We start from the raw sequence: 10,825 nt of genomic DNA, 5'->3' as shown, positions 1-10,825 counted from the left end.
AACGTATTTTTATATTGAAAAATACTACAACTCAGTAAGAAGGCATGGCACCCTAGGGTATAAAAGTCCCATGCAGTACGAACAAGTTAATTAAACCCCGTGTCTACTTTATCGGGGTCAGATCAGATAGCTGATAGCTGATAGCTGATAGCTGATAGCTGATAGCTGATAGCTGATAGCTGAAGTACAAAAACCTACCTTTTTTCGTTCGATATTTAACCGCTGTTAATAATTAGTACGTATTACAGTAAAAAAACTTCAAGATTTAGCAAAATTAGCTTAAATCCATCAGTTAATTGATGAAATTTTTTGCTACAATTGGGGGGCAAGTAATGTGAGTGAGTTCAACAACAGCTAATGCAGAATTCTGTTTCCTCTTAGTGAGGTTGATCTTGGTCAGTATATTGTTTTTTTATATGCGTTATCATAACCAGCGGCTTCATACTCGAGCTAACCTAAATTAATAATCTATTAAATAGGGTATATTCGAGCATGAGACTGTGAATAACCTTGTTTTAATCAAGGGTTTTAATTATGATCGCGTCTATTTTGAAATTTCTAAAAATTAACCTGCTGTAACTGATGTTCTCAATATGGCAAGTGTTGGGAATCATAGTGGAGATAAGTGGATGAGCAATGCGCCTGTAGACAATGGCCGACGTCGCTTTTTAACCATAGCTACCTCTGTTGTTGGTGGTGTTGGTGCGGCTGGGGCTGCTGTTCCTTTTATTGCGTCTTGGAATCCAAGTGAGCGAGCTAAATCTGCGGGTGCGCCTGTAGAAGTAGATATCAGCAAGCTTGAGCCAGGACAATTAATACGTGTTGAGTGGCGAGGAAAACCTGTTTGGGTTATTAATCGTACACCAAGAATGCTTGAACAGATGAAAGAACATGAAGGTCAACTTCGTGATCCTGCGTCTGAAGAGCCTCAACAACCTGAATCATCAACCAATGAATATCGTTCGCAACGTCCTGAGATCTTCGTTGCTGTTGGTATTTGTACGCACTTAGGTTGTTCTCCTAGCTTCCTACAAGGTGGCTTTGGTGAGAAAGTAGAGGGCACAGACGACGGTTTCTTCTGTCCGTGTCACGGTTCTAAATTTGATATGGCTGGTCGTGTATTCCAATCTGTACCTGCACCATTAAATCTAGAAATTCCTCCGTATACCTTCCTTGATGACACGACTATTCTAGTCGGTGAAGAAAAAGGAGTGGCGTAATGTTTGGTAAAATTATTGGTTGGATCGACGATCGTATTCCAATGACACGTGTTTGGAACATGCATATTGCACAGTATCCAGCACCAAAAAACTTTAACTTCTGGTACTTCTTTGGCTCTCTAGCCATGTTAGTACTTGTTAACCAAATCGTAACTGGTATCTGGTTAACAATGAACTTCGTACCATCTGCTGAAGGTGCTTTCGCATCGGTAGAATACATCATGCGTGATGTTGAATACGGTTGGTTACTTCGTTACCTTCACTCAACAGGTGCATCAGCATTCTTTATCGTTGTATACCTGCACATGTTCCGTGGCATGATCTACGGTTCTTACCAAAAACCACGTGAATTACTGTGGTTATTCGGTATGTTCATCTTCTTAGCGCTTATGGCTGAAGCTTTCATGGGTTACTTACTTCCTTGGGGACAAATGTCTTTCTGGGGTGCGCAGGTAATCATTTCACTATTCGGTGCGATTCCGGTTATTGGTGATGATTTAACGCTTTGGATCCGTGGTGACTACGTAATTTCTGGTGCTACGCTTAACCGCTTCTTTGCACTACACGTAATTGCATTACCTTTAGTAATCGTTATCTTAGTATTCTTACACATTGTTGCACTACACGAAGTGGGTTCAAACAACCCAGATGGTGTTGAAATCAAGCGTAAGAAAGGCACTGTAGCTGAAGAAGATAAGCCTAAATTCAAATTCCACGAGTATTACACCAACAAGAAAGACATTGTTGATGCGATCCCGTTCCACCCTTACTACACAGTAAAAGATATTGTGGGTGTGGTTGGTTTCTTAATCTTATTCTGTTGGGTTGTATTCTTTATGCCTGCGATGAATGGTTTCTTCTTAGAAGCGCCAAACTTCGAAGCAGCTAACCCGCTGAAAACACCAGAGCACATTTTCCCAGTTTGGTACTTTACGCCATTCTACGCAATCCTACGTGCAATCCCTAACAAGTTAATGGGTGTTGTGGCGATGGGTGCATCTATCGTAGTGCTTGCGTTACTACCTTGGATTGACCGTGGTTCGGTTCGCTCTATTCGTTATCGTTGTGGTCTACACAAGTTAAACATCGCACAATTCGTGGTAACTTTCGTTATCTTGGGTTGGGTTGGTGCTACACCACAAACTGATTTCAAAACGCTGTTATCGCAAATCACGACTGTGACATACTTCATGTTCTTCGTATTGTTATTTGTTTACAGCAAGAATGAGAAAACTAAGCCATTACCAACGAGGTTGACGAAATGATGAAAAAGCTAATTATCGGTTTATTCGCATTGTTGCCATCGTTGACAATGGCAGCAGGTCCTTCGGTTCCTTTAATGGATGCGAACATTGACCTTAAAGATAACGCATCTTTACAGCGCGGTGCTAAATTGTTCATGAACTACTGTCTTGGTTGTCACCAAATGCAGTATCAACGTTATGAGCGTACGTTCCGCGATATCGGTATTCCTACTGAGATTGGTCAAGAGCAACTAATTTTTGATGGCTCAAAAGTAGGTAGCCACATCAAAAATGCGATTGATAAAGATGACGCAGCTAAATGGTTTGGCGCAGCGCCACCGGATCTTACGCTTGTAGCGCGAGTTCGTGGTACTGACTGGATCTATACTTACCTGAAGTCATTCTATAAAGATGAATCTCGTCCGTTTGGCGTAAACAACGTTGTTTTCCCATCGGTAGGTATGCCACACGTTCTTCAAGAACTACAAGGCTTACCAACACCAATCACTGAAGAAGTGGAAGAACATGGTCACACAGTGACTAAAGTTGTTGGCGTTGAGACAGATGGTTCTGGTGAAATGAGTGTTGACGAGTACGATCGTGCTGCTCGTGACTTAACTAACTTCTTAGCTTACGTTGGCGAGCCATCACGTTTAGAGTCAGAAGCGTTAGGTCTAAAGGTAATTGGTTTCCTAGTGATTCTATTTATCTTGGCATTCATGCTGAAGAAAGAATACTGGAGAGATGTTCACTAATCCTGGGCATTTTGAAAGGTAGTTTTGTGATAGGGGCTTAAGCCCCTATTGCTGTTTTTGTAATATAATGGAGGTAGGCATGGCCGTAGCTGCCAATAAGCGCCCTGTAATGACCCTGTTTTCTGGTGCTAACTGTATGTATAGCCATCAAGTACGTATCGTACTTGCTGAAAAAGGTGTAAGTGTTGACATTCACCTGGCTGAAAAGGATAACCTGCCAGAAGCACTTCATGAGATTAACCCTTACGGTACAGTACCAACACTGATCGATCGTGAGCTTGGTTTATATCAGGCAAACATCATCATGGAATACCTTGATGAACGTTTCCCTCATCCTCCACTAATGCCAGTTTATCCGGTTATGCGTGGCCGTAGTCGTCTGATGATGCATCGTATCGACACGGATTGGTATAGCCTAGCTAACAAAATCACTAGCGGTAGCAGCGAAGCAGCGCAAGCACGTAAAGAGCTGACAGAAGCGTTACTTGCAATTGCACCAATCTTCTCTGAAGCACCTTACTTCATGAGTGAAGAGTTCAGCTTAGTTGATTGTTACTTAGCACCATTACTTTGGCGTTTACCTGAGCTTGGCATTGAGCTTAATGGTGCAGGCGCGAAAGAGCTTAAAGAATACATGTTGCGTTTATTTGAGCGTGAATCATTCCAAGCTTCACTAACTGAAGCAGAGCGTGAGATCCGTTTATAATGACGCCTAATCGTCCTTATTTACTACGCGCTTTCTTTGATTGGATTGTTGATAATCAGTGCACACCACACTTAGTGGTTAACGCTGATTTTCCTGCTGTACAAGTACCAACACAGTTTGTGCAAGACGGTCAGATCGTTTTGAACATTAGCCCATCAGCGGTAACACAATTTGCAATGGACAACCAACAGCTTAGCTTTAATGCGCGCTTTGGTGGCCAACCAATGCAAGTGTACGTACCTATGGGTGCTGTGCTCGCAATTTATGCACGTGAGAATGGTGAAGGGACTGTATTTACTGCAGAAGAATTCATCGAGGACGAAGACGATTTTGCTCCGGTATTAGAAAGTGTTGAAACACCTGACGATATTACGCCAGATGATGAACCACCTGCTAAACCAGAGAAGAAAAAAGGTGCTCACTTACGAGTGATTAAGTAACCTTAGTCAGACAAAAGAAAACCCGCTATTTAGCGGGTTTTTTATTATTAATTAACTATTTAGCGTTACAGATATTCAAACACTTTAATAACACGTTCAACGCCTGATACGTTACGTGCTACATCAACCGCCAAATTCGCTTCAGAATCGCTCACTAAGCCCATTAAAAAGACTTCGCCATTCTCTGTTACTACTTTGATGTTATTGCTGCTGATGCTTTCTGTGGTGAGCAATTGCGTTTTCACTTTAGAGGTTAACCAAGAGTCGTGCGTTTGCGTACTCATACCAATATTTGAACCAATGCGAATTTGGTTGTGGATTTTACGAATGCCATCAACGCCCTCAATAGCGCGTTGTGCTTCGTCTTTCATTTCTGCGTTAGCAACTTGACCAATCATAAGCACAATACCATTGACGCTGATAACGTTTACGTTGGCAAATTTATGTAGTCGCTCATTTTCGCTAATAGCGATAGAGCTTTTAATTTCGATGTTGTTATCGTCGATTTGTGAACCGATTGTGCGGCGATCATTCGCGGCAGTTACAGCGCCCGCTGTACCGGCGACAACGGCAGCTGCACAGCCTTGCAGCAATAAAACGGTACTAATAACAATTAAAGACTGTTTAAACATTAATTTTCTTCCTGTGGGAATAAGGTTAAATCGATAAGTTCACTGAGGCAGTGCAAATTCACTAAATGCGACTCAACGATACGGCTTGGGCGCTTTGATGGCACACGAATTTCAACGTCATTTGGGCCAAGTAAGCCAACTAATTCACCACCGTCATCACCAACAAGCACAATCACTTTCATATCACGAGTCAGTGCCGCTTCAACTGCTGAGATAATTTGCTTTTCATTACCATTAACTGCAATTGCTAATAAAAGGTCGCCTTGCTGAGCAAATGCACGAATTTGTCGTGCAAAGGTTTCGTGCTCATCGTTATTGGCTGCTGCGCCTAAGTTAACTTGGTCTTGTGCAAGCGCAACTGCGGGTAGGCAAGGGCGCTCGGTTTCATAAAAGTTAATTAATAGCCCTGCCATGTGCTGTGCCAACATATGACAGCTAGGAGTGCCACAACATAGCAGCTTATTGCCGTTAATGAGGCTTTGTGCAATGGTGAATGCTGCTGATTCAAGTGCGCTTGGCAGTACTTCACCTGCCGCTATTTGAACTTGAATATTTTCAGTAAAGATTTTTTTTATCGTTTCTTGCATAACCTACCAAATTAAGCCGACGCCAAACGGCGTTAGTAAACATTTTTAAACCAGTTTAGGGTGCTGTTAAGCTCACCTGTTATAGCGACATAATCTATCCGCATAGACTGGTTTGAGATTTTTTTCTCGGCAAGATAATGGCTAATCGTGCGCCTTAATCGTTGCTGCTTTTGTTTGCTGAGCGCATAGTTTGCGCCACCACGCAAGGCGTTTTTTCTAAATTTTACTTCTACAAATACCAGCGTTTGCCCGTCACGCATTATTAGGTCTAGCTCACCGTATTTACATAAGTAATTGCGTTCAATGGCTTTTAAACCATGTTGTATTAAATATTGTTCAGCCTGTTTTTCGTAATACAGGCCTTTTTCGCGGCTATTTTGCCATAATTGCTTAAACCAAGACATAGCTTCATCCTTGAGCTATTACTACGTTTTAAAAAGATTATTCAGCAGCGTTAATTCCAAAGGCAGATTGCATAAATAATGGAATTGGTTGCTCAGTCGCTAAATCAACCGCAATAATTTGTTTATTCTTATACTGTGCCCAATCTAAAGTGCGCGTAACATAGCCATTGCTGGCAATGCTCAGTTGACCACTGATACCACTAAAGCGTTTACCTTGCACCATGCTTAATTGCTTCACATCACCTAGCATACTGGCTGCATCGAATGCCATGGCAAATAAGCGCTGGCTTATATCTGCGTTTTCTGGCCATAAACTTTCGTATTGCTGGCGTAAATTGTGTTGTTGAATTTGACCATCAAGCATCCAAGGTAGTTCCGTAAAATAAAGGCCATCTAAATCGCCTTTGTCGGTTCTATCGATTTGCTTACTGTGGCTTTTTGAGCTGGCATAAAGCGGAATACGCTCAGCAAAAGTACTTACGTTTACGTCTAAATAGGGCTTGATTAAACGCGTTTCAGTAGCATCACCTAAAATATAAATCACATCAATATCGCTGCGCGAGCGAGTTTCACTTTCAACTTCTTGCTTGAATAACGATTTGGCAACTTTAATACGCTCTTTGCTTTGGTCTACTTCAAGTAAGCCAGTGATTGTTTTCGGCATGTCGTCTTTACCAGAGTAAAGCCCAATTTGAGGTTTAACTTCGCTGTAGCGTTGCCACTGCGTATTGAAGTATTCAACTAGGCGTTGGCCGTTACTATTATTTGGTGCTAGCAGCATCGGCTTTTGATAGCCCGCTGTTAAAAATCGCTCTAACGCTTGCTGAACTTCATGTTCAGGACTTAAAGCAAAGAAAAAGTGCTGCTGTGAAATTCGCTCACCATCAAAGGTGTTTAAATGCATCACTGGGTAATCAACTAGTGTTTGAGCGTTGGTTAGCTTTTCGATATTAGTTTTTAATAAAGGGCCGATAACAAAATCAGCATTAAATTCGCTGAGTTTAAGTGTAATTTCAGCGGCTGATAGCGACTCATCAATAAATAATGTTTGTTCTAATGATTTTCCATCTAAGGCAGCAAGCACACCTGCTTTTAGTGCATCACCTAATCGCTCATTGGCGCCTGATTGAGGGAGTAGTACTGCGAGGCGGTTTACATTTAAAGGTTCAATTTGTACTAGCTCTGTTACCTTTTTAGGCAGCACCTCAGCTGCTGGGTGACCCGGGTAGCGACGCAGCCAGTTGTTCATTGCTTGATGAAGCTCAACAGGCGCACCTAAATACACTTGATGATAAAGCGCTAAATTGACCCAACCTTGTTGCACCACAGAGCCACGATTAAAACGCTCAAGTGCGTACGATGAAAGCTGGGTTAGGCTTTGCCATAAATCTTTGTTTAGATTGGCAACGATAAAATTGTTTTCGCTGCTAAGTGTTGATGCTTTAAAAAAGAAAGGCATTGCCCGTTTTGGCATACCTTGCGATGCATAAACGCGCGCAGTTAAATATTGGTGCCATGCTTGATGTTCAGGCTGGCTTAACTGTGGCTCGAGCTGCTGTAACTGAGCTAAAGCTAAATCACTTTTGCCTTGATGCTCTTGTGCAAGAGCAATGTAAAGTTTGTTTTGAATTTGGTCTACACTTGGGGTCGCTTCTAGTTCAAGGCAGACTTTTTCTAGTAGTGCCCAGCGCTCCTCACTGATAGCCGCATCACGCGCAGTGTATAAAAGCTGTATTTTATCTGCGCCTTGACGATTTAGCGCTGCTTGGTACATAGATTGTGCGTCGGTTAGCTGTGATAGGGCAATACTCGATTGGCCCGATTGATTTTCTGCACTATTTCGAGGTTTTTCGGTTGTGCTACAAGCCGATAACCCTGACAATACAATTAATAGACTAACAAGTTTAAGTCGCACAATGATTTCCCGATACGTTAACGCGATTTGCTTATATTACTGACTGACGCAGGAGACCTCAATGTTAAATGAGGACAATTCAGATAAAATCGGCACTCTTTACATTGTTGCCACGCCTATTGGTAACTTTGATGACATCAGCCAGCGTGCCATCCAAACCCTATCTGAGGTTGACTTAATAGCCGCTGAAGATACTCGTCACACAGGAAAGTTGTTAAGCCATTTTAATATCAAAGCAAAAACCTTTGCTTTACATGACCATAATGAGAAACAAAAAGCGCAACAAATTGTAGATTGGTTAGAGCAAGGAATGAATATTGCGCTGGTATCTGACGCCGGCACGCCACTTATTAGCGACCCAGGTTATGCGGTGGTTAATTTATGCCGTGAACAAGGCGCGCACGTCACGCCGGTGCCGGGGGCATGTGCTGCAATTACCGCGGTGTGTTGTTCTGGTTTACCAACAGATCGTTTTCAGTTTATTGGTTTTACACCTGCAAAGAGTAAAGCAAGGCAGACCTTTTTCATTGAAGCGGTAAACTCAGGCATTACTAGCATTATGTATGAAAGCACCCACCGTATCATGGCGAGCCTTGATGATTTAGAAATAGCACTTGGTGCAGAGCAGCCAGTGGTGTTCGCCAAAGAGCTCACCAAAACCTTCGAAACCTTTTTCAATGGCACGGTTGCCGAGTTAAAACAGTTTTTAACGGATGATCCCACTAAGCAGCGCGGTGAAATCGTATTGATGTTACCGGGTAAAGCGAAGCAAAGTGACGATATTCCAGAAGATGCGCGCCGTATGCTCGGTTTACTTGAAGCCGAAATGCCACTGAAAAAAGCCTGTGGTGTTGTGGCTGAGTATTTTGGTTTGAAGAAAAATGCACTTTATAAAGCAATTATTGACGAAAAAGACTAATTCTTTACTGCATAGACGTGCGCGCTCAGGTATACTGCGCGCCGAGTCAGCCGAGATAATCGCTGCCTGCAACGAAAATGCGCAGGGGGAGGAAAGTCCGGGCTCCACAGGGCAGGGTGCCAGCTAACGGCTGGGGGGCGCGAGCCTACGACAAGTGCAGCAGAGAGGAGACCGCCAACTTCGGTTGGTAAGGGTGAAAGGGTGCGGTAAGAGCGCACCGGGCCACTGGTAACAGTTGGTTGCAAGGTAAACTCCACCCGGAGCAAGACCAAATAGGGTTCTATCATTTTAAATAATGAACGCGTGGCCCACGTGAGAACCGGGTAGGTTGCTTGAGCCATAGAGCAATTTATGGCCTAGACGAATGATTATCCACGACAGAACCCGGCTTATTGGCTGACTCACCAAATCATATTAAAGCCCGTAGTGAATGCTACGGGCTTTTTTCTTTCTATATCTTTACGTAATTAAGAAAACCCACTCCGCGCATACAAAACAGCGGCTTATTGGCTGACTCACCAAATTTAAAGAAAGCCCACAGTGAAAACTGTGGGCTTTTTGCTTTTTGGGCGGAGAAAAACCACTCCGCTCAATATTCAAAATGAATCATCATTCTTTGCTCTTTAATCTCGATTGCCCCTTTAAGTTGTTTAACCATTCTCTGCAATCTAGGAATATTTCTTAGGCTTACTAAGAAAGTCACTCATTATCATAACGGCTTGTTCTTCATATCCTTTAAGTCTGATTTACTTTTGCTTAAAGGATTGAAAGTGAGTGTTATTGAGGGCAGTACTAAGGAATTTGGCAATACGACTATTCTACTTCATAGCTTGGGTTCTTCTTGTTATAGAATCGAATGGTATAGCCGGATGACGGGCGCATCGACGAGTTTAGCGAGGCTCACGCAAGGCAAGTACGTTGTTATTCGTAAATGGGCGCAAGTTAAAAATATGGCCGATGTTTCGAGTGAATTTAGTAGTCGAAATAGTGCGTTGATACACTTTTTAAATAACGTTGATATTGTTAAATCCCATGATGACTGGATCAGTGCCGCTAAGCAGCATTGTCTAAATTTGTTTGTTGAAAATGAAGGGCTAAAACCAGTTACTAAAGCGAGTTTCCCTAAACCGAGGTTGCAAGGAGCAATAGGAAAAGAAGTTGTTGTGAAATCGAAATTGGGTGAAAGGGAAATTGCTCAGGGCTTACTATTGCAGCTAGTTGGTAACCAGGCCGAAATTCAATTAACTAACTCAAAAAAGAAATATTTTTCAAATCAAGTGTATATAAGGTAGGTATTAAGCTGGTAGTTTAACTACCAGCTAATAAAACTTGAACTACAACCAAATCTTTTGTAACTCTGGCCATTGCTTTTCAAATTGTGCACTGGGTTTTGCTTTAAAGTCGCTGCGCACGAATTGGTTCATCTTACCTTCTACATAGGCGAGTAAGAAGTTGGCTAGGGTGCTTTCGTCTGACTGAAATGCTTTACCTTCGCGCAGTTTGCGCTCGCGTAGCACTTGCTTGAACTGAGTTTCTAGCTTTTCAAATAAGCCTTGTACACGCTCACGTAAACGCTCTTGCTCACCTTGTAAGGCATCACCGGTCAAAATGCGGGTAATGCCCGGGTTTTTCTCGGCGAAGGCTAACAATAACAGCAAAATATTGTAGACACGTGTTTGGCTTTCTTTCTCATTTTCTAAAATGAGGTTAATGCGTGATAACAGGGTATCTTCAATAAACTCGATTAGGCCCTCAAACATCCGTGCTTTACTCGGAAAATGACGATATAACGCAGCTTCAGACACACCGACCTCAGCCGCAAGTTTTGCGGTTGTGATACGTTGACCTGGGCTGGTTTCTAACATTTGTGCGAGTGCTTGCAGAATCTGCTCTTTGCGATTACTTCTTTTTGTCGCAGGCATGACCATTCCTTTCTTATAATTTATTACTTGCGCTGTTGGGAGTCAGACAAGCCATTTTTTGTGCAAATGAGTGGCTTATGT

General features: G+C 42.5%; 13 protein-coding genes and 1 other RNA gene. 9 read left to right on the top strand and 5 right to left on the bottom strand.

Going from position 1 to position 10,825, the window contains the following annotated elements; translation table 11 throughout:
• Positions 1-13: 13 nt before the first annotated feature.
• The 6 genes from L1272_RS23300 (at position 14) to L1272_RS18555 (ending at position 4,365) form a co-directional block, all read left to right on the top strand.
• On the top strand, positions 14-94 hold the full coding sequence (locus L1272_RS23300; RefSeq protein ID WP_366035313.1) for an IS3 family transposase: 81 nt from the start codon (positions 14-16) through the stop codon (positions 92-94).
• Positions 95-629: 535 nt separating this feature from the next.
• Positions 630-1,220 carry a ubiquinol-cytochrome c reductase iron-sulfur subunit gene (petA, locus tag L1272_RS18575; protein ID WP_054554178.1) on the top strand — a complete coding sequence of 197 codons (591 nt, stop codon included), beginning with the start codon at positions 630-632 and terminating at the stop codon, positions 1,218-1,220.
• Positions 1,220-2,485 (top strand): cytochrome b, encoded by a 1,266-nt coding sequence (locus L1272_RS18570; protein WP_054554179.1) that lies wholly within the window; start codon positions 1,220-1,222, stop codon positions 2,483-2,485. The genes petA and L1272_RS18570 overlap by 1 nt, the downstream gene beginning before the upstream one ends.
• Entirely contained in the window at positions 2,482-3,219 is a 738-nt protein-coding gene (locus L1272_RS18565; protein ID WP_054554180.1) for a cytochrome c1, read from the top strand. The genes L1272_RS18570 and L1272_RS18565 overlap by 4 nt, the downstream gene beginning before the upstream one ends.
• A gap of 79 nt (positions 3,220-3,298) precedes the next feature.
• On the top strand, positions 3,299-3,925 hold the full coding sequence (gene sspA / locus L1272_RS18560; RefSeq protein WP_054554181.1) for a stringent starvation protein SspA: 627 nt from the start codon (positions 3,299-3,301) through the stop codon (positions 3,923-3,925).
• Positions 3,925-4,365 carry a ClpXP protease specificity-enhancing factor gene (locus tag L1272_RS18555; protein WP_054554182.1) on the top strand — a complete coding sequence of 147 codons (441 nt, stop codon included), beginning with the start codon at positions 3,925-3,927 and terminating at the stop codon, positions 4,363-4,365. The genes sspA and L1272_RS18555 overlap by 1 nt, the downstream gene beginning before the upstream one ends.
• Positions 4,366-4,430: 65 nt before the next feature.
• On the opposite strand, the gene dolP is transcribed toward L1272_RS18555, so the two are convergent.
• From dolP to L1272_RS18535, 4 genes are read right to left on the bottom strand one after another with little or no spacing between them, the layout of a single operon-like run.
• The gene (gene dolP / locus L1272_RS18550) at positions 4,431-4,997 is read right to left on the bottom strand and encodes a division/outer membrane stress-associated lipid-binding lipoprotein (protein WP_054554183.1); all 567 of its coding nucleotides are present in this window, start codon (positions 4,995-4,997) and stop codon (positions 4,431-4,433) included.
• A complete protein-coding gene (locus L1272_RS18545; RefSeq protein ID WP_138602022.1) occupies positions 4,997-5,584 on the bottom strand; it encodes an SIS domain-containing protein in 588 nt (195 codons plus the stop codon). Before L1272_RS18545 ends, dolP begins: the two co-directional genes overlap by 1 nt.
• A 32-nt stretch (positions 5,585-5,616) precedes the next feature.
• Entirely contained in the window at positions 5,617-5,988 is a 372-nt protein-coding gene (locus L1272_RS18540) for a YraN family protein (RefSeq protein ID WP_138602020.1), read from the bottom strand.
• Positions 5,989-6,025: 37 nt separating this feature from the next.
• Positions 6,026-7,903, bottom strand: a complete 1,878-nt coding sequence (locus tag L1272_RS18535; RefSeq protein ID WP_054554186.1) for a penicillin-binding protein activator — start codon at positions 7,901-7,903, stop codon at positions 6,026-6,028.
• 61 nt (positions 7,904-7,964) lie between these two features.
• Between L1272_RS18535 and rsmI the strand changes: the two genes are divergently transcribed.
• The 3 genes from rsmI to L1272_RS18520 all read left to right on the top strand — a co-directional run bounded on the left by rsmI (position 7,965) and on the right by L1272_RS18520 (position 10,114).
• Positions 7,965-8,822 carry a 16S rRNA (cytidine(1402)-2'-O)-methyltransferase gene (gene rsmI, locus L1272_RS18530; RefSeq protein ID WP_138616426.1) on the top strand — a complete coding sequence of 286 codons (858 nt, stop codon included), beginning with the start codon at positions 7,965-7,967 and terminating at the stop codon, positions 8,820-8,822.
• 42 nt (positions 8,823-8,864) lie between these two features.
• An RNA gene (rnpB, locus tag L1272_RS18525) (RNase P RNA component class A) lies at positions 8,865-9,230 on the top strand.
• Between the two features lie 362 nt (positions 9,231-9,592).
• Positions 9,593-10,114, top strand: coding sequence for a hypothetical protein (locus L1272_RS18520; protein ID WP_054554188.1), 522 nt, complete (start codon positions 9,593-9,595; stop codon positions 10,112-10,114).
• A gap of 42 nt (positions 10,115-10,156) precedes the next feature.
• Here L1272_RS18520 and slmA read toward each other — a convergent pair whose 3' ends face one another.
• A complete protein-coding gene (gene slmA, locus L1272_RS18515; protein WP_054554189.1) occupies positions 10,157-10,744 on the bottom strand; it encodes a nucleoid occlusion factor SlmA in 588 nt (195 codons plus the stop codon).
• Positions 10,745-10,825 lie beyond the last annotated feature (81 nt).

The sequence above is a fragment of the Pseudoalteromonas sp. PAST1 genome, assembly GCF_021532515.1.
Classification (GTDB): domain Bacteria; phylum Pseudomonadota; class Gammaproteobacteria; order Enterobacterales; family Alteromonadaceae; genus Pseudoalteromonas; species Pseudoalteromonas simplex.
The sequence above is the reverse complement of the archived record's forward strand: the minus strand, read 5'-3'. Positions and strand labels throughout refer to the sequence as shown.

Bases quoted from the DNA above. Each gene is read 5' to 3' on its own strand.
- slmA (WP_054554189.1), bottom strand. From the start codon at position 10,744: ATGCCTGCGACAAAAAGAAGTAATCGCAAAGAGCAGATTCTGCAAGCA.
- L1272_RS18555 (WP_054554182.1), top strand. From the start codon at position 3,925: ATGACGCCTAATCGTCCTTATTTACTACGCGCTTTCTTTGATTGGATT.
- dolP (WP_054554183.1), bottom strand. From the start codon at position 4,997: ATGTTTAAACAGTCTTTAATTGTTATTAGTACCGTTTTATTGCTGCAA.
- L1272_RS18545 (WP_138602022.1), bottom strand. From the start codon at position 5,584: ATGCAAGAAACGATAAAAAAAATCTTTACTGAAAATATTCAAGTTCAA.
- rsmI (WP_138616426.1), top strand. From the start codon at position 7,965: ATGTTAAATGAGGACAATTCAGATAAAATCGGCACTCTTTACATTGTT.
- petA (WP_054554178.1), top strand. From the start codon at position 630: ATGAGCAATGCGCCTGTAGACAATGGCCGACGTCGCTTTTTAACCATA.
- L1272_RS18570 (WP_054554179.1), top strand. From the start codon at position 1,220: ATGTTTGGTAAAATTATTGGTTGGATCGACGATCGTATTCCAATGACA.
- sspA (WP_054554181.1), top strand. From the start codon at position 3,299: ATGGCCGTAGCTGCCAATAAGCGCCCTGTAATGACCCTGTTTTCTGGT.
- L1272_RS18565 (WP_054554180.1), top strand. From the start codon at position 2,482: ATGATGAAAAAGCTAATTATCGGTTTATTCGCATTGTTGCCATCGTTG.
- L1272_RS18540 (WP_138602020.1), bottom strand. From the start codon at position 5,988: ATGTCTTGGTTTAAGCAATTATGGCAAAATAGCCGCGAAAAAGGCCTG.